This is a genomic window from Photobacterium rosenbergii (assembly GCF_033022775.1).
Lineage (GTDB): Bacteria > Pseudomonadota > Gammaproteobacteria > Enterobacterales > Vibrionaceae > Photobacterium > Photobacterium rosenbergii_A.
Genome location: NZ_JAWJZI010000001.1, coordinates 668,326 through 690,263, shown reverse-complemented (window position 1 = coordinate 690,263; position 21,938 = coordinate 668,326). Strand labels below are relative to the sequence as shown.

Annotated in this window: 20 protein-coding genes; 10 read left to right on the top strand and 10 right to left on the bottom strand. The window is 45.5% G+C overall.

From position 1 onward, the window contains the following. Nucleotides 1-5 precede the first annotated feature (5 nt). From R2X38_RS03205 to ovoA, 5 genes are all read right to left on the bottom strand, one after another. Nucleotides 6-1,100, bottom strand: a complete 1,095-nt coding sequence (locus R2X38_RS03205) for a hypothetical protein (RefSeq protein WP_317520647.1) — start codon at nucleotides 1,098-1,100, stop codon at nucleotides 6-8. 91 nt (nucleotides 1,101-1,191) lie between these two features. Then, complete coding sequence (locus tag R2X38_RS03200) at nucleotides 1,192-1,638, bottom strand: META domain-containing protein (protein WP_317520645.1); 447 nt, start codon at nucleotides 1,636-1,638, stop codon at nucleotides 1,192-1,194. A gap of 106 nt (nucleotides 1,639-1,744) precedes the next feature. Further along, complete coding sequence (locus tag R2X38_RS03195; protein WP_317520644.1) at nucleotides 1,745-2,074, bottom strand: hypothetical protein; 330 nt, start codon at nucleotides 2,072-2,074, stop codon at nucleotides 1,745-1,747. Between the two features lie 95 nt (nucleotides 2,075-2,169). Beyond that, nucleotides 2,170-2,475, bottom strand: coding sequence for a DUF1289 domain-containing protein (locus R2X38_RS03190; protein WP_317520643.1), 306 nt, complete (start codon nucleotides 2,473-2,475; stop codon nucleotides 2,170-2,172). Between the two features lie 147 nt (nucleotides 2,476-2,622). Then, the gene (gene ovoA, locus R2X38_RS03185; RefSeq protein ID WP_317520642.1) at nucleotides 2,623-4,746 is read right to left on the bottom strand and encodes a 5-histidylcysteine sulfoxide synthase; all 2,124 of its coding nucleotides are present in this window, start codon (nucleotides 4,744-4,746) and stop codon (nucleotides 2,623-2,625) included. Between the two features lie 203 nt (nucleotides 4,747-4,949). On the opposite strand from ovoA, the gene R2X38_RS03180 reads away from it, so the two are divergent. After that, on the top strand, nucleotides 4,950-5,507 hold the full coding sequence (locus R2X38_RS03180; RefSeq protein WP_317520640.1) for a hypothetical protein: 558 nt from the start codon (nucleotides 4,950-4,952) through the stop codon (nucleotides 5,505-5,507). 81 nt (nucleotides 5,508-5,588) lie between these two features. On the opposite strand, the gene R2X38_RS03175 is transcribed toward R2X38_RS03180, so the two are convergent. After that, complete coding sequence (locus R2X38_RS03175; protein ID WP_317520638.1) at nucleotides 5,589-5,897, bottom strand: hypothetical protein; 309 nt, start codon at nucleotides 5,895-5,897, stop codon at nucleotides 5,589-5,591. Between the two features lie 574 nt (nucleotides 5,898-6,471). On the opposite strand from R2X38_RS03175, the gene R2X38_RS03170 reads away from it, so the two are divergent. Further along, entirely contained in the window at nucleotides 6,472-6,963 is a 492-nt protein-coding gene (locus R2X38_RS03170) for a GNAT family N-acetyltransferase (protein ID WP_317520636.1), read from the top strand. 22 nt (nucleotides 6,964-6,985) lie between these two features. On the opposite strand, the gene R2X38_RS03165 is transcribed toward R2X38_RS03170, so the two are convergent. Both R2X38_RS03165 and R2X38_RS03160 read right to left on the bottom strand, forming a co-directional pair. Then, nucleotides 6,986-7,534: a GNAT family N-acetyltransferase gene (locus R2X38_RS03165; RefSeq protein ID WP_317520634.1), complete on the bottom strand. Its 549-nt coding sequence runs from the start codon at nucleotides 7,532-7,534 to the stop codon at nucleotides 6,986-6,988. A gap of 144 nt (nucleotides 7,535-7,678) precedes the next feature. Next, on the bottom strand, nucleotides 7,679-8,116 hold the full coding sequence (locus R2X38_RS03160; RefSeq protein WP_317520633.1) for an SRPBCC family protein: 438 nt from the start codon (nucleotides 8,114-8,116) through the stop codon (nucleotides 7,679-7,681). A 1,294-nt stretch (nucleotides 8,117-9,410) separates the two neighbouring features. Between R2X38_RS03160 and R2X38_RS03155 the strand changes: the two genes are divergently transcribed. The 4 genes from R2X38_RS03155 (at nucleotide 9,411) to R2X38_RS03140 (ending at nucleotide 13,748) form a co-directional block, all read left to right on the top strand. Next, complete coding sequence (locus R2X38_RS03155; RefSeq protein WP_317520631.1) at nucleotides 9,411-10,451, top strand: amino acid ABC transporter substrate-binding protein; 1,041 nt, start codon at nucleotides 9,411-9,413, stop codon at nucleotides 10,449-10,451. A 133-nt stretch (nucleotides 10,452-10,584) separates the two neighbouring features. Beyond that, the gene (locus R2X38_RS03150; RefSeq protein ID WP_317520629.1) at nucleotides 10,585-11,859 is read left to right on the top strand and encodes an amino acid ABC transporter permease; all 1,275 of its coding nucleotides are present in this window, start codon (nucleotides 10,585-10,587) and stop codon (nucleotides 11,857-11,859) included. A 1-nt stretch (nucleotide 11,860) separates the two neighbouring features. Then, a complete protein-coding gene (locus tag R2X38_RS03145; protein WP_317520627.1) occupies nucleotides 11,861-12,958 on the top strand; it encodes an amino acid ABC transporter permease in 1,098 nt (365 codons plus the stop codon). Between the two features lie 22 nt (nucleotides 12,959-12,980). Then, nucleotides 12,981-13,748 carry an amino acid ABC transporter ATP-binding protein gene (locus R2X38_RS03140; protein WP_317520625.1) on the top strand — a complete coding sequence of 256 codons (768 nt, stop codon included), beginning with the start codon at nucleotides 12,981-12,983 and terminating at the stop codon, nucleotides 13,746-13,748. Between the two features lie 84 nt (nucleotides 13,749-13,832). Here the strand turns inward: R2X38_RS03140 and R2X38_RS03135 are convergent, their stop codons facing one another. Next, nucleotides 13,833-14,378, bottom strand: a complete 546-nt coding sequence (locus R2X38_RS03135) for a hypothetical protein (RefSeq protein WP_317520623.1) — start codon at nucleotides 14,376-14,378, stop codon at nucleotides 13,833-13,835. Nucleotides 14,379-15,001: 623 nt separating this feature from the next. On the opposite strand from R2X38_RS03135, the gene R2X38_RS03130 reads away from it, so the two are divergent. The 3 genes from R2X38_RS03130 (at nucleotide 15,002) to R2X38_RS03120 (ending at nucleotide 19,300) form a co-directional block, all read left to right on the top strand. Continuing rightward, nucleotides 15,002-15,628: an NAD(P)H-dependent oxidoreductase gene (locus R2X38_RS03130; RefSeq protein WP_317520621.1), complete on the top strand. Its 627-nt coding sequence runs from the start codon at nucleotides 15,002-15,004 to the stop codon at nucleotides 15,626-15,628. After that, a complete protein-coding gene (locus R2X38_RS03125) occupies nucleotides 15,625-17,559 on the top strand; it encodes a monovalent cation:proton antiporter-2 (CPA2) family protein (protein WP_317520619.1) in 1,935 nt (644 codons plus the stop codon). Before R2X38_RS03130 ends, R2X38_RS03125 begins: the two co-directional genes overlap by 4 nt. A 532-nt stretch (nucleotides 17,560-18,091) precedes the next feature. Then, nucleotides 18,092-19,300: a NupC/NupG family nucleoside CNT transporter gene (locus R2X38_RS03120; protein WP_187464008.1), complete on the top strand. Its 1,209-nt coding sequence runs from the start codon at nucleotides 18,092-18,094 to the stop codon at nucleotides 19,298-19,300. A gap of 770 nt (nucleotides 19,301-20,070) precedes the next feature. On the opposite strand, the gene R2X38_RS03115 is transcribed toward R2X38_RS03120, so the two are convergent. Further along, nucleotides 20,071-20,952, bottom strand: coding sequence for an NAD(P)-dependent oxidoreductase (locus R2X38_RS03115; protein WP_317520615.1), 882 nt, complete (start codon nucleotides 20,950-20,952; stop codon nucleotides 20,071-20,073). Between the two features lie 257 nt (nucleotides 20,953-21,209). On the opposite strand from R2X38_RS03115, the gene R2X38_RS03110 reads away from it, so the two are divergent. After that, the gene (locus tag R2X38_RS03110) at nucleotides 21,210-21,779 is read left to right on the top strand and encodes a hypothetical protein (protein WP_317520613.1); all 570 of its coding nucleotides are present in this window, start codon (nucleotides 21,210-21,212) and stop codon (nucleotides 21,777-21,779) included. Nucleotides 21,780-21,938 lie beyond the last annotated feature (159 nt).

Genomic DNA, 21,938 nt, shown 5'->3' with positions numbered 1-21,938 from the left:
TAAAATTAACTGTCTTCGTTTTCTTTAATATGGCTAAGCTGCCACAGCTTTTCGGCTTTGGTTCCAATCAGCCAGAAACTCAGGGCTAGAAGCGCAAAGAAAACCGTCTTGTGCATGGCATCCCAAAAATACTCGAAGTAACGGGTGTACAGGTTAATCAGCAGGAAGGTGATACCAAAACTACGGGTCAGTTTGTCGGCATGTTTGATGCCGTGGTAAAGCAAGCCTAAGCACGCCAAGCCAGACAGAATCGCCCAAGGCAAAAACGACACTTGGGATACCTTGGACCATGTGGCAGCATTGCTATGGTTGCCAAACAGGGAAACCAACCACAGTGCAAACAGCAGATAGAATAGTCCAATGAAGCGGGTCGGCTCTTGCAGGTAGGCAAAGCGGTTAGTGGCAGCGGGTGTGCCCGCGGCAATATCTGCCTCTGCCGTTTTATGCTTGGCGAAAAACCATGCAACAGCCAGGACGATCAAGCCGATCACCACTAGGCGCCATGGCATATTGAGCCCCATGAAATAGTCCGAAGGCTCGGCAAAATAACTGGTTTGCTCCAGCACCCAAGCGGCAAAGCTTAGCAAGGCAAATATCCATACCAACATACTGGAGAGGCGGAAGCCTATAACGCTGTAAATTACAGTTAATGCCAGCAGGAAGAAGGCAATATGTGTGTCAGTAAACCAGGCCGTTTCTCGCAGAAAGCCTATCGATACCGCAGTCCACAGCACGCCAAAGAAATACATAGCTTCATTGCTAAAGTACTTTTCGGGATAGCGATGTCGGCGTTTGACCCCGAAGGCGAATGAAGCCGCAGCGAGTCCAGCGCTGATAACTGACAAGACGCTGGCGGGAGTATCGATCAAGGTTGCCAGTAGAGCCATGAGGTAGTCATCAGCGAGCAAAACGCCAATCGAAATCACGAAGCAGGTGATGGCAATCCAAAATGAATAGACAGCCAGCAACTTCCAATCAAAGCCAACGACCTCATAACTGTTGCGCAGTGATTCAGCGGTATCGGTAGTGATCCGTTTATCTTTTTCCCACTGCGAAATGGCCTCGTTGAGGGTTTTGGCTTGTCGTTTGTTTATTTTCATAACGAAACATAACTTGGGTCTAGTGAACCCGTCCTTGGAAAATAAAGCGCAGCCAAATGGCTGCGCATGAAACTTGATAGGATAGCTGAGTTTATTGGCTATCTTCAGCGGCTATTTCTTCAGGTGTAAAAGTCAAAATGTGCTGCTCTGAAGTCAAGGTTAAAATGTTGTTTTCCAAAGCCGCATTGTTCCACTCCTGGAGAGATTGAGTCATGATGGCTTCAACCGTTGCCTGATCATCTTGAATGCAGGCCATTTTGGTAGAGCCCATGCCTGTCAGGCGAATCCTATTTCCGTCTGCTAATTCAATTTGGCCGAAGAAGCGGTTGCAACCACCAAATCCTGAGACCTTTAAGTCGGCATCAACGGCCATGCCCGGTACAATACGAGGTTCTGTAATGGTGATCTCTTTACCGTCGACCTTAGTCAATACCCAGCTTTGCTGTAGGTTTTTGGCTGAAAAGCCTTGTTCAAGTTCAGCATCGCAACCTGTGAGCAGGAAGAACAGGGGAGCCAAAATAAGTAGCCACTTTTTCATATACATTACCTCAGAGGTTTGCCGTGTTAAGGGCTTAAGTCAACGATAGTCTGATGAATAGTTGTTTTGAATAATAGTAGCACTGCCAAGCATTTATCTAGAAACATCAATAGTGACCACGGCCAAAAAAGTTAACTTCGCCTTGTTTGTAGTGGAAGCCACTTTCTTTGTCCTCATCAAACTTCTGCAATGCCCGCTGTGCATCGCAATAGCTGCCATGCTTTGCGAATGCTTCTCGGCTGGTATCAATGGCTCTTTCAGCCATACGCCGAGTTTCAGGTGTCGCTTGGCTATCACTAAATAATATTTGCTGTTGGCTGAGTAAGGTTTCCATCTTTTTCATACATATCTGCTCATTGTCCGGTAACGCGTTACTTCCTGCTGCGAGTAAAGGGAACAAAGCCGATACAAGAAGGAGTACTCTTACTGCTGTCATCTTAGTGTGCCGTATGGAATAGGGTGAATTATAATACACTGTTCAATAATGGCAAGTGAACAGGTAAGGTGTTGTTTTATTGTTAATATTAATGATCAGAGGAGAGGGAGTTTCTCTAGGCATTGCCTACATAAACACGTACCCGATGGAATGCTGGAAGTATCACGTTTGGTTAACTCGAAGCACCAACAGGTCTTTTTTCCTGCGCTGATTTCGCAATAGGCCGGTTGACCGCACTGGCTACAAGTGTGGGTCGAATGCTGTCCTTGAATCTCATGTATCTTTTGTTCTTGCTCAGAATTACTCATGGTGCGCCACGCCGTTAGTTCAGACATAGTTCGGTGGCATCCGCTACAGATACCTTCATTGTTTTTACATTTTGCTACGCAAGGGGTTTTCACGGCTGATATTACTTCGTTATTTGCTTGAAGCGCACAACATAGCATATACCCAAGTGACTTCAAGTTGCAGGGCGGGGTGTTTATATGTTTCTTTGATTATATCAGCCCCAGTACCTTTAAAAGGTACCGGGACACTAAGCTTACTTATTAATTTCCTTCACGCTTTCGCCAAATCGTCATTTCAGATACCGAATGCTGGAATTTGCGTTTGGTCTCCCTGATCACAAAGGGGATTTCTTTCACTGCGATGAGTTCAAAGTGTGTGATGAGGGTTTCGGTCAATCCATCTAGGGTAGTGAAGTTCTCGCCGTTGACTTTGATCCCCCCTAACCAATTGGCTTTGTCGGTGTATTCTTCAAGCCAGGTATAAGGCGAAGCGATAACGAGGTATCCGCCAGGGGTGAGTCGATCATGAATGGTGGTCAAAAACTGTTTTGGGTTGCCCAAACGGTCGATCAGGTTTGAGGCGTAGATCAAATCGTACTGGCTAAACTGAGGTTTTAAATTACAGGCATCACCCTGCACAAAATTGATTTTAGTCGCCACGTCCTGATAACCGAGCTCCGTTAAAGTGACACATTTGAACTCGACCAAATCGCCTTCTGTTCTTATGGTGTAGCGTTTCTCACCTTGCTCGATTAGTGAGTAGGCCTGTTGAATGAAACGTGCGGAAAAGTCTATGCCGTCGACATGATTAAAGGTCTTGGCAAGCTCGAAAGATGCCCGCCCGACTGAACAGCCAATATCCAGCGCCCGCTTGTGATGGGTGAGTTGAATTTCCTGTAAGCAAGCTTGTACGCCATGGATACAAAAGTTGGGGACAGAAAAGTACTCCTTGCCATAGTGGAATTCTAAATACTGCGATATCAGCTCATCGGTCTCATAGACATTCAAGCTAGCCATGGTTTCTGGGGCCTGTTGGGATTCGACATACCGAAACCCTGCATGTTGATAGAAGTGACGCCGGAAGGCATAGCGTGAAGCCTTGATCGACTCGTTTCCTGTAGAAATCCAAGAACCGCCTTTTATCAGATTATGCTTGCCATCAAAGGTTGGTGTGGAGAAATCATCGTAAAGCGGGTGAACCTTGAATCCCTGGAATCCGTCAATACTGGTTTCTGTCCATTGCCAAACGTTACCGATGATGTCGCAAAACCCTTCATGCTCAAATCTATCAATAGGACAAGAAGAGGCATAATACTCGAGTTCAATATTACCCGGAGCCTCATCCCAGTACGGTGAGTCAGCGTCGATGTTTTGTCGTAGCAGATACCACTCGGCCTCTGTCAATAACCGTATAGGGCGCTGTGCCTGTTCAGCTTTCCAGTTACAGAATGCTTTAGCTTCGAGCTGATTGACTTCGACAGGCCAGTTAAGCGGCAGAGGTATCTCAGCAGTGAGGTTGCGCTGGAACCATTGCCCGTCTCTTTCACGCCAAAAACGGGGCATGGTGGCCTGGGTATAATTTAGCCACGCTTTGCCTTCGTCGTCCCAGTAACGCTGGTGGCGATATCCTTCAGCTTTAACAAAAGCAAGGTATTCTTGGTTTGAAACCAGATACTTTGATGCTTTGAAATCGGCGACTTGATAAGTTTGACTGCCGTATTCATTATCCCAGCCATAGGTAGTTTCCTGCTCGGATTTGCCGAGGGAAATATGACTTCCAGCAACACTTAGCAAGCAATTCTCAGGAGCGCTGCCGTTATCGGTGCAGGCTGGCCATAGAGGTGATGGTGTTACATCTTCCAGGGGAAGTTGTCGAATAATCACCGAAGAGGTTTCAAGGTGGATGCGTTCATGCTCAATCCCCATCAGGATGATCCAAGCCGGATCCTCTTCATCTATAGGGAGAGCAAGAGGCATCTCATCGATGACATGGTTCACCAGTTGTTTTACCCGCTCTCTGTATTGCCTGACTTCTTCTATGGTGGGCCACCGGTAGTGGGTTTCATCAAGATCATCCCAAGACATCTCATCAACCCCAATGGCAAACATGGACTCGAAATGAGGGTTGAGACGGCGGTCGATATATTTTCCGAGCTTGAGTTTGTTGATGTAGAAGGTGGCGGTATGGCCGAAGTAGAAAATTAAGGGGTGGCGTAGTGGCTCTGCTTTGACAAAATAAGCCTTGTCGTTGTTGATCACACTAAAAAGAGACTCATAGAGCTCCCATGTGTGGTTGAAAGCAAGTTTGAGTTCTTGGCGTTTTTGTTCGATATCGCTACCAGTGAGAGGAACAGTACGACTTGCAAACTTTGGAACCTTATCCATTGAAACGCTTTCCTTTTTAGTTTTTTTCAGACAACCTGAAATTAAAGATAGACAAAGAAAGGTCCCGTCATCAAACATAAAATATGTCAATGTAAATTATTGTCATACTGAGTGATTTGGGCGTAATTTTGCCAACATAAAAGTGCCAAAATCTTTGCCATAATTATTGGGTAATCTTCATTGTTGGCAAAAAGGACGAATAGATGGCGCAGCTTTCTTCAAGAAAATGGCAGGTACCGACTTGGACCTTGGTTGCAGTAGGCTTGTTGCTCAATATTATTTCGGCCTTAATAACCAACTTCTATATCGACGACTTAACCCGTCAGTCGAATGACATCGTCCAGCGTCAGCAAAGCAATGAGAAACTGATCCAGTTGATTTGGCAGCAGGTTGAAACGGTAGAGCGTAAGAGAGAGCACACCCTAGTGATCTTGAGTGCAGCCGAGATGACGGAGACTTCTCTTCCTATAGAGGTAGCGAAGCAGATAGAGTATGAAATTACGTATTGGCTGCCCGAAAATTCAATTGAACTCAGTATCGAGAATGTGCCTGCATTGATGGAAGCGCTAAATGAGGTACAAGCTGGCCAGCGAGAGAAAATTAATGATCTTTATTTGCAAAACCAGATGTTGATTGATGAGAACGCAGAGAAAATGAAAGCGATTTCGCGACTGAGAAATTTGGCGCTTTTCTTACAGGTGCTTGGCCTGGCTCTGGTATTGGCGCGGGATCTGAACTGGAGGGATGATCGGTACCGTTAAGCATTGAGAACAGCTATGAGTGGTAGCTCACAAAATTAAAAGCCCTCCGAAGAGGGCTTTTGCAAGTTAGTCACTCATCAACTATTTGTCTGTAGAGTGGAAAGCGAAGCGTGATGACTGCTTACCATTCTCAGTCGTTGCTTTATATTTGATAGAGCGAGAATTCTCTAGTGAGAGTGGAATAAATACTCGACCGTTTGCATCGGTTTTATAGCTTTGACGTTGTTGAGGAACATTCGCAATAGAAACGGTAGCGTTTGCAGCTGGCTGACCATTTTCAGTTACGGTTACCCATGCACCGTTTTGGGTATCTGCCACACGTATATCAGCAAAGGCTGAAGAAGACATTACAATCACAGCGGTTGCAGTTAATACTTTCAAGCTAGACATAATCTTCACCTCGTTATCTATGGCTTAGGCCATATTGTTGTTTGTGTACTTATATTTGTGACTAAGTTCACGTTCAACCAATAAGACCCGCCTATAAATCGTATCTTTCATCAATTTATTATTTTTTTCTTATCACTTAAAATTCAGTGCGTTAGCAGTTCAACTTTTTTTACCTCAAGCATTAAAGGTTGCTTGTCGCAAAACTTGCTTCGTTTTGCTTGTGCGAACAAGCCATTTGCCTCATTTTCAGTATAGCTATTGGTTTTGAGATAAATGCACAATTTTTATGTTGTTTTAATCTAAGATTGTGAAATATAAAGAAAAAATAAATAAAAATCGATTATTTACTCAAACACTATCAGGTTGAACTCTTTCTTTATACTCGTGAGGATAAGAAAAGGATCAGCTAAATAATTCAATTATAAAATAAACTTATTATGACAACATTTTATAAAGTCGTTCGCTTGAGGTATGTGGATTTTACTTTAAATAAATATATTGTTTTTCATTGGTTTATATGTTGTTTTAAAGCTCGGGTTTAAAACGCCGCATGTAAAACACAAGGAGGAAGCCAATGTCGATCACTATCAGATCTGTCGAGAAAGAAGATATTCCAGCCATTCGCGATATTTATGCCGGGCGCAATGCCTATACAGGTACATTGCAGCTGCCTCACCCATCTCTGGAATTATGGAGGCAACGGCTCGAAGATCTACCGTCAAATGTGTACAGCTTACTGGCAGAAATTGACGGAAAGATTGTTGGTCAAGCTGGGATGGCGATAGAGCAGAACCCACGTCGTCGGCATGTGGCAGGCTTTGGCATGGCTGTCCACGATGACTACCAAGGAAAAGGGGTTGGAACGGCGCTCTTAACAGAGCTCGTTGATTTAGCAGAAAACTGGATTGGGGTTACCCGCATCGAGCTTACAGTGTATACAGACAACGCTGCCGCAATCGCACTCTATGAAAGACTGGGTTTTGTTATCGAGGGGACATCACGTAACTATGCCTTGCGCAATGGTGAGTACGTGGACGTGTACCAAATGGCAAGGCTGAAAGAATAGCAGATGGTCTACCTGCCAGTGTTTAGCTAACGGGAAGTGCTTCAGGGCACTTCATTTCGTAGTACTCCATGTTTTCTGTGAGCATATTCACTCTCACCGCATCGTTCTTGGTCATAACATGCTTCATGCCGATTTTCTGCATGACTTTGCCAGGGTTAACCTCGCGACTGAAATGCTGACCATAGATGGTGTCCAGCTTCAGACGTTTGAAGCCGAACTCAACTACTCTTTGTGCGGCTTCGGTGCAGAATCCCTTCCCCCAATAGGGTACGCCAATCCAGTAGCCAAGCTGTGCTTTGCCTTCTTGAATGTTGTGAAGACCGATACAGCCGATCAATTGCTGGGAAGATTTCAAGGTGATTGCATATATCGCAGAGTGGCCTTGGTGCCAACCCGCGAGATGTTTTCCTATCCACTGACCGGCGACACCATCGGTGTATGGGTGGGGGATATTGAGTGTCCCGTTTGCAATTTGTTCATCACCGGCAAGGGCTTGAACCCGTTTGGCATCAGACAACTGAAGTGGGCGCAAGAGCAATCGTTGAGTCGTTAATAATGGTTGGTGTGGCATAGCTATCCTCTTGAGTGGGTACTTTGTGGTACTAGTAAAGCCCTAATGGACCTTCTTGAACAGCGACCAGATCAAATTAGAGGATAAATATTAAACAATTAGAACATTCGTATGATAATTCAGTTATTTGGAGGAAAAGCTGTTTTAAGACTGCCAGTGATCTTCGCCATAATTTGCTAAATTATCCAAAGCTTTTTTTATCTGTTTTTCAAAAAGATACTTCATTATCCAGCCCGTTCCTTTGACTTTGGGCGTAAACATAATTCGGTAGTGGATCATGCTATCGTGGGCATTGAGACTATTGAACTTGATCCATCCTCCATGTTCTTCCACTGGTGCCCCTTGGATAATCTTGTAGTGCAAGTGCTCATTTTGTTTGTAGTCGATAACCTGCTCTTGGACGGTAAATAGGCCAGTGGACACTTCTCTGATGGCTCCTATACCGTTGCTCTCGGGCTTTCCTTCTTTGATAAGGTTGTACTGACCATCGAAAAAGCGGCCAAGCTTCCCATGGTCGGTGAGTAAGTCGAATAGCACTTTCTTTGGAACTTTTGCTTTTTTCTCTAAAGTAATAGTATACATTCCCATAGTACCATCTCCGCATGGACTATTATGCCAGTCTATTACTCGTTACAAACATGTCAATATGATGTTTTTGTGGTGTTGCGTGATGTATTCTGCCATCGATTTAGATACATTTGTCTTGTTAATGATAAATTCCCTACAAGTATGCCAAGTTGCTAACCTTGAAGATAAGTGTTTTAAAACAGTATCCTGCGCTATATTTTTTTGAAATCATGTATGTGATGTCGGGAATTGATGACTTCCATCACAAAAAAAATGCCAAAGAGTATTGCAAAAGGCTTAGTAGCCTCTTATATTGGAATCTGTTGATTGTTATTCAGAGGTGGAAATTTCCATACAGGGCTCCTTAAACCGTTAATTAAGGTCAAGTCATTCTCCTCTAGCTACATCACAGTTCTTTAACTCCTCGGTTATTCTAAAGCTGGCATGAGAAATGCCTTAACTTATGTGTTAGGTATCTGCCTATTGAATAACAATGAGGATTGACGTTTTTCTTTTACTGAATTGTCATATGGATGTCACAGGATTCAGTTTAAAGTAAACGGTATAGGATGAGTAAGAACGGTATTATTAAAGAGAAATATCAACCTTACTCGTTTAGGAAAAATGAGAGGTGTATTATGTCAAATCGTAACCGTCGTCAGTGGTTCTACCACCAGGCGCAAACAAATAACCTGAAAACTAAATCTAAGTAATGTCGTTGCAGCGTATTCTCGCTAATTGCTTGATTTTAATATAGGTTTAAAGCAGTACAGCCAGAGGCACAAGTGATCCAGTGTTTCTGGCATATACTTTCCCCCTTATTTAAATCCTTTGTCACTTCAGAATTTCACTTTAATCATGACGCAATCGTTTACCTAAATTAAGAAAAATTTTTTTTCTTGGGATAAATTTCCTGTCATTGTTACATGTTTATTTTTATATATGTCTAAACACCTACCAATAATTGATTTTTGGGCTTAATTGGCTGGAATGTAATGTACTTGCTATGGAGTACAAAAAACACACTTGCCTTTTTTAGGTGCATCCCCCTAGCCAAACTGATGACCCTTTTTGATGCAATTGCGCACCATGTGTGAACGTCTACTCAATACTGAATAATCGAATAAAAGAGATACGCCTCTTTTTATTATCAAGCAGTTATATATTTTGCTAATGCTGGCTACAGCAGTGGTTTTTACTGTTTCAAATCCTGTGTAATTCTCTGTAGGTATATTGGCACGCCTGTTGCAATTTTGAGACTGCAACATAAATCAAAAGCTTATCTCAAATGGTAGACAGGATGTCCAATATGAAGAAAGTCATTAATGGTATTTCAATTTCTTTGCTCGCTTCAGCGTTGATGATGTCGGGAACTGCAACAGCAGCGACAGCTTCAAGTGGAGCGACCCTGAAGAAGGTGACAGAAGCAGGTGTTCTAAAATGTGGTGTGAGTACAGGTCTACCAGGCTTTTCCAGCACTGATGCCAAAGGTAATTGGGAAGGGATTGATGTGGAATACTGTAGGGCAGTAGCTGCTGCAGTATTGAAAGATGCCAGTAAAGTTCAATTTGTACCGCTTACTGCTAAAGAGCGTTTTACGGCCCTACAGTCAGGTGAAATTGATATTCTCTCGCGGAACACGACATGGACGATGCAGCGTGATAGTGCCCTAGGCATCAACTTCGTTGGGGTTAACTACTATGACGGGCAGGGCTTTATGGTTAGTAAAGAGCTGGGTATTTCCTCTGCCAAAGAGTTGGATGGTGCCTCGGTATGTATCCAGTCTGGTACTACCACCGAGCTGAACTTGGCCGATTACTTCCGAGTCAACGGGATGACATTCAAGCCGGTGGTCTTCGATACCTCAGATCAGACAGTGAAGGGTTTTGAAGCGGGACGTTGTGATGTGCTGACGTCTGATCAGTCCCAGCTTTATGCACTGCGCATTAAATTAGCTGATCCGTCATCTGCGGTTGTGTTACCTGAAGTCATCTCTAAGGAGCCTTTGGGACCAGTTGTCGCCCAAGGTGATGATCAGTGGTTCAATATCGCCAAGTGGACATTGAATGTGATGGTTAATGCTGAGGAGTACGGTATCGATCAGGCAAATGTCGATAGCAAGAAAAAGTCGACCGATCCTAACGTGTTGCGCTTGCTGGGCGTTGAAGGAGCCAAAGGGCAGGGCTTGGGGTTAGCCGATGATTGGTCTTATCAAGTGCTCAAGCAAGTGGGTAACTATGGCGACAGTTTTGAACGCACCGTCGGTACGGGTTCGCCATTGAAAATTGCTCGTGGACTCAATGCGCTATGGAATGACGGCGGCATTATGTATGCGCCACCAGTTCGCTAGAACGTCGCTTCAATAAGTCGCAATTTTCAATAATACGTAAATTGGCTGGGAGGGATGCCGGCAGAGCCTGGGAGGCTGGCACCCTTTTTCTTTGAATTGCACAGGGATTTAACTTGTTAGTATAGGTGCATAGATGTCTACAAGTGATTTGGAACTGGACTCACGGTTAAGCCTTGAGTCCAAATCTGCCAGCAATGGGACCATAGCAAGGGCTGCCTCGGTTGAGGATAAAACAGCACCTGCCTCAGGTGGTCTAAAACGATTCGTGTATAACCCCACAGTGAGGGCCGCATTTTTCCAGCTATTGCTGCTATGTAGTGTTGGTTTTGTGATTTATACCGCGATCACTAATGCTCTGGGTAACTTGGAGCAAAGGGGGATCTCAACGGGCTTTGACTTTCTGGGCCAAACTGCAGGGTTTGGTATTGGGATGTCGTTGATCCCGTATGATGAAACCCATACTTATGGCGCAACATTCATTGTCGGTTTTCTCAATACGGCTTTGGTGGCGGGCTTGGGGATAGCCTTGGCAACGGTACTGGGGTTTATCATCGGGGTTGCACGCCTTTCTAAGAACTGGCTGCTAAGCCGAGTTGCCGCTGTCTATATTGAAGTTTTCAGAAACCTTCCTCTGCTGTTGCAAATTCTGTTTTGGTACACCGTCGTTTTGCAGGCATTGCCTTCTCCTCGCAATAGCCTGTCCTTGGTTGATGCGGTTTTCCTCAATGTTCGGGGGCTATTTCTGCCTGCGCTTGAAACGTATCCCGGTGCCGGTTGGGTTGGATTGTCAGTGCTTGTTAGCCTGATTGGCGCCATTGCTATTCATCGGTTTAAGCATCGCCGCCAGCAGCAAACCGGTCAGTTGATCCCCGCATGGCGTTTGAGTGCGTTGGTAATGGTTGTATTGCCATTGGCAGCTTTCTTCCTTGCCGGTAAGCCATTGGGCATCGAGTATCCCGAGCTCAAAGGCTTTAACTTCCGTGGCGGCATTGATGTGATGCCAGAGTTGTTTGCCCTGTTAATTGCCCTGTCTATCTACACCGCCGCTTTTATCGCAGAGATCGTACGCTCCGGGATCATGTCTGTAAGCAAAGGGCAAACCGAGGCGGCGAATGCGCTGGGGCTACCGTCAGGCAAAGTCCTTAAGCTGGTGGTGATACCGCAGGCAATGCGGGTCATTATTCCTCCTTTGACCAGCCAGTATCTGAACTTGGTGAAAAACTCTTCTCTGGCTATGGCGATAGGCTATCCCGACCTTGTGTCGGTATTTGCGGGCACCACACTGAATCAGACAGGCCAGGCGATTGAAATCATTGCCATGACGATGGCTGTCTATTTGACATTCAGTTTAGTCACCTCGCTGTTGATGAATATCTATAACCGTAAAATGGCATTGGTGGAGAGATAATATGAAGGTTTTTCATTTTTCACCCTCAGAAGCGCCACCATCCAAAATGGTGGGGATTTCGGCATGGCTTAGGGAGAATTTGTTTTCTTCTGCTTTCAATACCTTGATCACTGGCATCATAGCCGGAAGCGTATTTATTGCATTGGCGAGTATTTTCCAGTGGGCATTTCTCGATGCTGACTGGGTTGGGGTAAGTAGGGATGACTGTAGCCGTGATGGCGCTTGCTGGGTGTTTGTCCAGGCACGGTTTGAACAGTTTATGTTTGGCTTCTATCCAAGCGATGAGAGCTGGCGTCCAGTTGCCTTCATGCTGGGCTTAATAGGTATGATTGCCGGTATGATACTAGGCAATGCAGTAGTTAAGAAATGGCTCCTTGTTTTTGCTTTAACTGCCTTCCCTTTCTTATCAGTGACACTGCTCTATGGGGGTATTGCCGGCATGCCGGTAATTGAAACTCATCTTTGGGGTGGCTTGCTGATCACCTTGGTGATTGCACTAACGGGGATCGTGGTGTCATTGCCTTTTGGTGTGGTTTTGGCTCTGGGCCGCCGCTCGAACATGCCTATCGTGCGCAGCTTGAGTACGGTATACATCGAGTTTTGGCGTGGTGTTCCGCTAATCACGGTGCTTTTCATGGCGTCGGTCATGCTGCCGCTATTTCTATCAGGCGGGACGGAAATCGACAAGTTGGTTAGGGCATTGATTGGTGTTGTGCTGTTTAATGCCGCCTACATGGCTGAGGCTATCCGCGGTGGCTTGCAGTCAATTTCCAAAGGGCAATTTGAAGCCGCTGAAGCCTTGGGGCTGAGTTATTGGAAATCGATGCGGCTGATCATTTTGCCTCAGGCGTTGAAGATCAGTATTCCGTCTATCGTCAATACTTTCATTGCCCTGCTAAAAGACACCAGCTTGGTACTGATTATCGGGATGTTCGATGTCTTGGGCATTGCCCAATCGGCCAATAGCGATCCTGCTTGGCTTGGCTTTTCGACCGAGAGCTTTGTCTTTGCCGCTTTAATTTTCTGGATTATGTGTTTCGGTATGTCGCGCTACAGCATTTACCTGGAAGGTAAGTTAAATACCGAGCACAAACATTAATTTTCACAAGGAAGTCGTGAGTATGTATAGCAAAACGGTTTATCAATCGGTGTCGGAAAATTCGGTGATCCGCCTACAGAAAGTCAATAAGTGGTATGGTGAGTTTCATGTCCTTAAAGATATTGATTTAAATGTAAAAAAGGGCGAAAAGATAGTGATCTGCGGCCCTTCGGGTTCGGGCAAATCAACCATGATCCGCTGTATCAACCATCTAGAAGCACATCAGCGAGGGCAGATAAAGGTAGCAGGGACTGAGCTGACCGATGATCTGAAAAATATTGAACTGGTTAGGCGAGAAGTAGGGATGTGCTTCCAGCACTTTAACTTATTCCCCCATTTAACGGTGTTGGAAAACTGTACCTTGGCACCGGTTTGGGTGAAGAAGATGCCACAGCAGGAAGCCGAGGCGCTGGCGATGGAATACCTAAAGCGCGTCAGGATTGCCGACCAAGCCCACAAGTACCCAGGGCAGTTATCTGGTGGTCAGCAGCAACGTGTGGCTATTGCCCGTTCATTGACGATGCAGCCGCAAGTGATGTTGTTCGATGAGCCGACTTCAGCCTTGGATCCGGAAATGGTACGGGAAGTACTCGATGTGATGGTGGAGTTGGCTTCGGAGGGGATGACTATGCTTTGTGTGACCCATGAAATGGGCTTTGCCAGAGAAGTCGCCGATAGGGTGATCTTTATGGATGCGGGGGAAATCATAGAGGAAAATGAGCCCGAAGCTTTCTTCAGTAATCCTCAGTTCGACAGAACCCAAGCCTTCCTAGAGCAAATCATTCATTAATCGCCTTTACAAACAGGAAGGCGAAAGAAAACAAGTTGCTTTCGTTACAACCTCCTTTGGCGTCCTTATGGGCGCCTTTTTTATTTATTGGTAGATGGTTCCATCTATTTGAGCTTGCTCGGGGATATAAGTGATCGTGACACCACCGAGGTAAATATTGCCTTTTACCACAAGGAACTCTGGCAGTTCGGTGATAGTTGAATTGGCCAGATAAAGATCCCCTCCGACATAGAGGTGTGAGGGGAGTTTGGTTAGTTGGGTTCCCATCAGGCTGAGATCACCGTTTACCTGTAATCCTTCGCTTATAGCGGCAATTTTTGAGTGAGCCAGGTTGAGGTAACCGCCTATGTGTAGCTGAGCAGGTAGGTACTCTATATCGCTATAGGCCAAATTAAGGTTACCGTTGACGGTAAGCGTGTTGGGAAGTTGGCGTATTTGGCTATTCTCTAGGTTCAGGTTGCCTTCAATGACGAGAGGGTCGGGCAAAATGAGTTCGGCAGAGTTACGCAGCGAAACATTGCCGTAGGTATCCATGTGATTGAGTAACTGTTGGGGGATAACAATCGATTTAGCGTGGCTTTGCAGAGAAATGAAGAACGAGAAGAACAGCCAGATTATAACGTGTATCAAGGGCAATAAGCCTCGGTTATTTCGCGAGTAGGTTGTTGTGATCAATCCTAAAATTACCGTGTTCCTTTTCATCGCAAGTGTAGACAATACTGCCATAGGACCCATTGTGGTGCGTAGTGCACGATTTGTAATCATTTGATTGATAGGTTTGCGGTCAGTATTCAATAATTTCATCTCGAGAGTGACAATGTACCCTAATAAAAAAGGTGATGACTAGCCCTGAATTGCTAAAGTAGGTCCATATTGCTCTGATTTCAGCTAACGACATCGAAAATCCTGTCATCTTACTCAATTGTTTTTCGACTATCGTCCATTTCCTAAACTTGGCATACCCATTGCTACAGTAATTATGCGTTTCGGGCAACAAGCTAGGTATCTTTACCTCCCCTAGGACATTGCGTCCTTTCCTGAATACCGAGCTTGGAAACGATGTAAGCAATTAGCACACAACTTCCTTTCGGGCGCTCTTCCAGGCGCCCTTTTTTTGTTTGTCAGTCTACACTTAATGCGAAAGAGGTATGGCAAAAGTCGGTTGTAGGCTGTTGTCTTACCGAAGTTTTGTGAGTTTTTGGGAAACGGTGTATCCGTTACTTGTTGTTATCTTTCCCAGAGTGAGGAGCTTTATGTCAGGGACCAAGAACAAAGTACTCATCCTTTTTGCCCATCCGTCAACCAACCGTTCTGAGATTAACTGGCCTTTGTTCCGCTCTTCCCAAGGCATCGATGGTGTGACAACAGTTGATCTTTATCATGAGTACCCAACATTTCGGATTAATATCGACAGGGAGCAGCAGCGACTACGCGAACATGACATTATTGTGTTTATGTTTCCTATGTACTGGTATTCCACGCCTGCAATATTAAAAGAGTGGCAGGATTTAGTGCTCGAATATGGTTTTGCCTATGGAGCAGATGGCACTGAGTTGCATGGCAAGAAATTCCTCTGCGCTTTGACTGCGGGGGGCCCCGCAAATGCTTACTGCGAAGATGGTTTTAACCATTATACCATCCGTGAATTGTTGCACCCGCTTGAGCAAACCGCGGTATTAACCGGTATGGAATACCTTGCGCCTTATGCTTTATTCGGTGCCCGAACAGCGGTGGAAGAGAAGCGGGTCGATGCACATATAGAAGGTTGGCAGCGGCTGTTACTGGCACTGCGTGATGACCGAATTGACTTTGAACAGGCCAGAGAAGTGACCAAACTCAATGATCATCTCGACAGGTTGATCACGGAGGTGCCAGCATGACCATCTATTTTATCCAGGCATTTATCTATTTGTGTGCAGCGGTGGTTGCGGTGCCGATCGCCAAGCGGCTCGGCCTTGGCTCGGTGCTGGGTTATCTCATCGCCGGGGTGGTGATTGGCCCTGTGGTTGGTCTCGTCGGAGAGGAAACATTAGCGATTCAGCATTTCGCTGAGTTTGGCGTGGTGATGATGTTGTTCCTGGTGGGTTTGGAGCTTGAGCCTCGAATGCTATGGGACATGCGACATCGCCTGATAGGTCTTGGTGGACTTCAGGTTGGCTTAACGACGGTTATTGTGATGGTCATCTCGATGATGTTCGGCATAGGCTGGACCATGGCATTAGCGATTGGTTTGATCTTCTCCTTGTCGTCGACAGCGATTGTGTTGCAGACCTTTAACGAGAAAGGCTTAGCCAAAACCGAAGGTGGGCGTAATGCTTTTTCTGTGTTGCTGTTCCAGGATATTGCTGTTATCCCGATGCTGGCATTGATCCCGCTACTTGCGTTACCTGAGTTGGTAGAAAAAGCCCAGCAGTTGGCTCAGCAGGCCGCAGATCATCATGAAGAATTGAGCTTGGTCGCAGGGTTGCCTGGTTGGGGCTATGCGCTGGTGGTCATTGGTGCCATTGCCGTGGTGGTAGTGGGTGGTCACTTTCTTAGTCGGCCATTATTCCGTTTTGTTGCAAATGCCGGGCTCAGGGAGATTTTTACCGCGACAGCACTGATGTTGGTCATTGGCATCGCTGCCTTGATGAGTTTGGTCGGCTTGTCACCAGCTTTGGGTACATTTTTGGCTGGTGTGGTACTGGCAAACAGTGAGTTCCGCCATGAACTTGAATCGAACATCGAGCCGTTCAAGGGCTTATTGCTAGGCTTGTTCTTCATAACTGTCGGTGCTGGCATCGACTTTTCAGTGCTGTTTAGCAACATCGGTATGGTGTTAGGTATAACCCTAGGGGTGATGATTCTAAAAGCCGCCGTGTTATTTACCCTAGCGCTAATTTTCAAAGTGAGGGGGAGTGATCGTTTTCTGCTGACATTAAGCTTGGCTCAGGCTGGTGAATTTGGTTTTGTATTGCTCAGTTACTCAACGCAAAACCATGTACTGCCAGCGGATATTGCCCAAGTACTGGCTTTGGTTGTGGCGATTTCAATGTTCTTGACCCCAGGGCTGTTTATCTTCTTCGATAAAGTCGTATTGCCTAAGTTTCAGCAGCAGAGCAATGAGCGGGAAGCCGATAAGATTGATGAAAAAGGTACAGTGATCATTGCCGGAATTGGCCGTTTTGGTCAAATCGTCAACCGTTTGCTGGTGGCTAACGGCGTCAAAACGGTGGTTCTCGACCATGAAGCTGGTCAAATAGATAACATGCGGGCTATCAAGATCAAAAGCTACTATGGAGATGCTACCCGGCCAGATTTGCTGCATACCGCAGGGATTGAGGAAGCTAAACTTCTCGTCATTGCCATTGATGATCAGGAGCGGGCTGTCGAGTTGGCCGAGTATGTGAAACATACTTACCCTCATGTCAGGATATTGGCTCGGGCCTACGATCGGGGGCATCACTATGCACTTCGCTTTGCTGGGGCGGATTTTATTATCAGTGAAACTTACCATTCGGCGCTGACGTTAGGGACGCAAGCATTAAAAGATTTGGGTGTGCATCCGTTTCGTGCAGAGCAGCTCAGGCAAACGTTCAACGAAACTGAAGCTAAGAGTAAGGATGTGCTCTATCAAGCATGGAAAGATAATACCGAGGACAATAAATACAACGCCACATACCGCGACTTGTTCATGCAACTAGAGGAAGCGTTGAGCAATGAAATGAAGGCTGAACGTCATGACAAGCACAACTTTTCTGAAAGAGGATGGACACCACCTCCGAAAGGCTATATCGATGTGATTGCAGAGATGCAAAAGGAGCAAGAGTAGCCTGCAACGTAATTTATAGTTGAAAATAGCGCGGCTAAGTCGTTGAAGACTTAGCCGCGTTTTCTTTTGTCCTATCAGAGCAAAATCCAAAAATAAAGTAGGCCAAAAATAGTAATCGTTTGCGTTTTCAGGCATAAAATTGACGACTGGAAACAGTTTTTTACATTTGTTGGATAATTGCTCGATTAAACCTGGATCACAAAAAAATCGGCCTTTGGGGTTTTTAATGTGATCTATATCTCTATATACTCCGATTCCGGCCAGAACCATAGAGTTCAGCCACCTTAGTTACAAGCTGTCACCATGGACATGTGAATGACCCACGGAGTTGGACCGGCATTACTTAGCTTGTTAATTAGGTGACTTGTATGTTTTACAAATGGACGGACAATTCCACATTTTCTGGGCGTTCTTGCTCAGGACCCTCCTATTTAGCTTTCTCCCCGAAGGCGATGTCCCCATTGGTATTGCAGGCAGTAACACCTTCATTTTTCGATATCCCAACACATAGTCAAAGCAACAGGACGAAATAATGCAGTTGTTAATTAGTTTGGCCGGTATTTTGGTACTGGTATTGTGCGCGTACGCGCTATCTGAAAACCGTAAAGCAATCAACTGGCGTACGGTTGGTGGGGCGTTGTTGTTACAGGCCAGCTTTGCTGCCTTGGTTCTGTATATTCCCGTTGGGCAAAAGATGCTGGGGGCAATGAGTGGCGGTGTTGCTAGCGTATTGGGTTTTGCCGATGAAGGGATCAAGTTCCTGTTTGGTGATCTAGCGACTTCCGGTTTTATCTTTGCTATTCGCGTCCTTCCTCTTGTTATCTTCATTAGTGCTCTTATCTCCCTTCTTTATTACCTCGGTGTGATGCAATGGATCATCAAAGTGATCGGTGGTGGCATTCAGCGTGCGCTGGGTACAAGCCGTGCCGAATCTTTGGTGGCTACCGGTAATATCTTCCTATCGCAAGGTGAATCTCCGCTATTGGTTAAGCCTTTCCTACCACAAATGACCCGTTCAGAGCTGTTTGCGGTAATGACAGGTGGTATGGCATCGGTTGCCGGTAGTGTGCTGGGTGGCTACGCAGGCCTTGGTGTTGACCTTAAGTACCTAATCGCTGCAAGCTTCATGGCGGCACCGGGTAGCTTGATGATGGCAAAGCTTTTGGTTCCAGAGCAGAGCGTAGCTGTTGAGCAAACTGATATCGAGATGGCTAAGAGTGACCACAGTAATGCAATTGATGCGCTTGCTGCGGGTGCTATGAACGGTATGAAGGTTGCCGTTGCTATCGGTACCATGCTAATTGCTTTTGTCAGTGTGATTGCAATGGCAAACGCGGGCCTAGAAACGGTTGGTTCATGGGTAGGTTTTGAGCACTTGACCCTTCAGGGGTTGCTTGGCTACTTGTTCTCGCCGCTGGCCTTTGTGATTGGTGTCCCAGCATCTGAAATGTTGCAGGCTGGTGCCTTTATCGGCCAGAAGATGATCCTTAACGAGTTCGTTGCTTTCCTCGACTTCGTAAGTATTAAAGAAACGCTATCTCAGCACAGCCAAGTTATCATCACTTTTGCGCTATGTGGTTTTGCCAACATTGGTTCTATTGCTATCCAGATTGGCTCTATCGGTGTAATGGCACCAGAGCGTCGCGGTGATGTTGCAAGCCTGGGTATCAAAGCCGTATTGGCCGCAACGCTGGCAAACCTGATGAGTGCAGCGCTAGCGGGTATATTCATTAGCTTGTAAACGCTTAATCGAATATTTCGCTAAAACCTAGTTATTGCCAAAACCTCTTTCGTAAGAGAGAGGTTTTTTTATATTGTCTGCAACCTAGTCACCACTTAAGTACTTCTGACGATATGAAGAGGCTAAGGCGAATAGGGTAACCATGATGCCAACGAAGAGAAAGCCTATGCCAAAGGTAAGGTTCTCATTCACCAGCAATTGATAACAGCAGACAGCAAATACGGAAAAAGTTAATATAATGTTTAATAAATGTATATATGGTCTGTTTTTTGACAGTTTAGCGTACAGCCTAACCATTATTCCCTCATTGTTATAATTAAAGTCCTTTTAATGAAATAATTATTGATGATGTTTTTATGATAAGAAAGCTTGCATATCATAAATTGTGAATCTAATAGCATTAATTTAGTGGGTAGGTTTCTTAAATGGAATCATGGCTAAGTGAAAGACATCATGTATGTGTGATTCATTGGTTTAAATTTCCTTTTGAATCAGTACTTTGTTGTTTTTGTTGGTTGTATCTGTATGTCTTTTATTTGCGGCTTGTTTTTAAATGTTGTTGATGGCTAAACTACCTGTCTAAATAAATTGGCAATAATCATTAATTTATTTTTCAATTTAAACTATGCATTTATTGAAAATAATCCCTACAGAGTATTTTTTGCCTTGTTTTAGATGGCTTTAGTCATAGTTAGCATTACTGGTAATTAAAATGGGATTGGTTATCGTGTTATTGATACATGGGGGAGGAGCCCCCATGCATGTCTAAATCATCGCTTGTCGTTATCGAATTGCTTAATCAAGACAGAAGTATCGGCGCGTTGGTAGCCACGTAGCTGAAGGTCGGCGTATCTTTCGTCAACTTGCTTGGCAAGAGGGAGCTCTACACCAAGTTTTTCCGCCGCTTCAAAGCAGATCCCCAAGTCTTTACGCATCCAGTCGATAGCAAAACCGAAATCAAATTGGTCGTCTGCCATGGTTTTTGCTCGGTTTTCCAACTGCCATGAGCCGGCCGCGCCATGCTTGAGGACTTCTGTCATTTGCTCGATATCAAGACCGGCAGATTTAGCCAAGGTAATGGCTTCGGATAGCCCCTGCAGGATTCCTGCAATACAGAGTTGGTTGGCCATCTTGGTAATTTGACCATAGCCGACCCCGCCCATCAGGGTTGCGGCTTTGGCAAAGCAGTCAATAACAGGTTTTGCTTGTTCAAACACTTTGCTGTCGCCGCCCACCATGACAGTCAGACAGCCATTTACCGCCCCTGCTTCACCGCCGGAAACCGGTGCGTCAAGGAAGCTCAGTTGGCAATCATTGGCTTGCTCTGCAATTTCTCTCGCCACTTCGGCAGAGGCTGTGGTGTTATCAATGAGAATGGCACCGGGTTTGGCGGACGCCAAAATACCATCTTCGCCACAGTAGACTTGGCGTAGATCATCATCGTTACCGACACAGGTAAACACAAAGTCAGCCCCTTCAGCCGCTTCTGCTGGGGTAATTGCAAAACTGCCAGCGTAAGTTTCAACCCATTTTTCAGCTTTAGCTGTGGTACGGTTGTACACGGTGACATGATGGCCTGCATTGGCAAGGTGTCCAGCCATCGGGAAGCCCATTGTGCCTAGTCCGATAAATGCAATTTTATGTGATGTCATCAATTCGCTTCCCTTAATAATTTTGTTTGCCGATATAGCGACGAGATATGTAATCTTGGTTTTTCAGTATCTTGCAATAGCAGATGAAATGCTACCGATTTGCTTCGATATATAGCACAACTAGCATTGTCAAAAAATAACTAAAAAAATGTGGGTAAGCGCAATCTTTTCTTGTGAATCACTAGCAGTAGCCCTATTATGCCGATTGTTATTCTGTAGATGACCATTTTTTTATTATTTGGTCGGGGCTGGCTTCTATGCTAAGAATTTTGATGCTGATAGTGTGTTTGGGATTTGCGTGGCCTAGCCATGCAGGTTCAGTCGCGCCTGTATCAGAAGCGGCAGGCTTTCAGTCGGATCACCAGCTAGCAGATAACGAAGGCTTGGTGCTCCAAGTACTTTCAAAACAAGTGTTTTCGAAGCACTTGGCTCATCCTGCCTCGTTTGCTCAATCTAAAGCTGAGCTAAATGCACTGTTGCAGTTTGATCAAACGGATCTGACTGATGCTATCCAAGTTGGTAGTCAATCCCCTTCCAGCAATAACGAGCATTCAAACCACGATCGTAGCCTAGACCTAGCGATTGCCGCTTCAAGCCGTTTTTCCAGCTTGTTGCGTCATGATCCTGAAGATGTTGAGCCTGCTTATCAGTTAGCCATTGAGCTACCTGTTGCGCCTGTGCCTAGTTTTGCCAAAGACTATCGGGTTGATATGCAGCCAACTTTGGATTGGACGCTGAAGACATCTCCTCCTTCGGGCCGGGTCTCCGGTTGGAAGGAATCTAACCTCATCTATACCGTTTACCACCACCGCCTACCTTTGGCGTAATCCGCAATTTATCCCGTCCTGCTTTTCGTCCAGGACAAATAACCCCTGCTTGTTAAGTACACATCGTGCTGCGAGTAGGAGCGGTATTACACCTGCTTTCCTTGTTTGACGGGGGCAGTGTGCTGTGCATCGTATGCGGTGCACACTAAAAACAGTGGT

What these genes read in the sequence shown, in the direction of transcription:
- R2X38_RS03155 (WP_317520631.1), top strand. Translation starts at nt 9,411, where the DNA reads ATGAAGAAAGTCATTAATGGTATTTCAATTTCTTTGCTCGCTTCAGCG.
- R2X38_RS03130 (WP_317520621.1), top strand. Translation starts at nt 15,002, where the DNA reads ATGTCAGGGACCAAGAACAAAGTACTCATCCTTTTTGCCCATCCGTCA.
- R2X38_RS03195 (WP_317520644.1), bottom strand. Translation starts at nt 2,074, where the DNA reads ATGACAGCAGTAAGAGTACTCCTTCTTGTATCGGCTTTGTTCCCTTTA.
- R2X38_RS03165 (WP_317520634.1), bottom strand. Translation starts at nt 7,534, where the DNA reads ATGCCACACCAACCATTATTAACGACTCAACGATTGCTCTTGCGCCCA.
- R2X38_RS03160 (WP_317520633.1), bottom strand. Translation starts at nt 8,116, where the DNA reads ATGTATACTATTACTTTAGAGAAAAAAGCAAAAGTTCCAAAGAAAGTG.
- R2X38_RS03145 (WP_317520627.1), top strand. Translation starts at nt 11,861, where the DNA reads ATGAAGGTTTTTCATTTTTCACCCTCAGAAGCGCCACCATCCAAAATG.
- R2X38_RS03200 (WP_317520645.1), bottom strand. Translation starts at nt 1,638, where the DNA reads ATGAAAAAGTGGCTACTTATTTTGGCTCCCCTGTTCTTCCTGCTCACA.
- R2X38_RS03120 (WP_187464008.1), top strand. Translation starts at nt 18,092, where the DNA reads ATGCAGTTGTTAATTAGTTTGGCCGGTATTTTGGTACTGGTATTGTGC.
- R2X38_RS03125 (WP_317520619.1), top strand. Translation starts at nt 15,625, where the DNA reads ATGACCATCTATTTTATCCAGGCATTTATCTATTTGTGTGCAGCGGTG.
- R2X38_RS03140 (WP_317520625.1), top strand. Translation starts at nt 12,981, where the DNA reads ATGTATAGCAAAACGGTTTATCAATCGGTGTCGGAAAATTCGGTGATC.
- R2X38_RS03170 (WP_317520636.1), top strand. Translation starts at nt 6,472, where the DNA reads ATGTCGATCACTATCAGATCTGTCGAGAAAGAAGATATTCCAGCCATT.
- R2X38_RS03175 (WP_317520638.1), bottom strand. Translation starts at nt 5,897, where the DNA reads ATGTCTAGCTTGAAAGTATTAACTGCAACCGCTGTGATTGTAATGTCT.
- ovoA (WP_317520642.1), bottom strand. Translation starts at nt 4,746, where the DNA reads ATGGATAAGGTTCCAAAGTTTGCAAGTCGTACTGTTCCTCTCACTGGT.
- R2X38_RS03110 (WP_317520613.1), top strand. Translation starts at nt 21,210, where the DNA reads ATGCTAAGAATTTTGATGCTGATAGTGTGTTTGGGATTTGCGTGGCCT.
- R2X38_RS03115 (WP_317520615.1), bottom strand. Translation starts at nt 20,952, where the DNA reads ATGACATCACATAAAATTGCATTTATCGGACTAGGCACAATGGGCTTC.
- R2X38_RS03180 (WP_317520640.1), top strand. Translation starts at nt 4,950, where the DNA reads ATGGCGCAGCTTTCTTCAAGAAAATGGCAGGTACCGACTTGGACCTTG.
- R2X38_RS03205 (WP_317520647.1), bottom strand. Translation starts at nt 1,100, where the DNA reads ATGAAAATAAACAAACGACAAGCCAAAACCCTCAACGAGGCCATTTCG.
- R2X38_RS03150 (WP_317520629.1), top strand. Translation starts at nt 10,585, where the DNA reads ATGTCTACAAGTGATTTGGAACTGGACTCACGGTTAAGCCTTGAGTCC.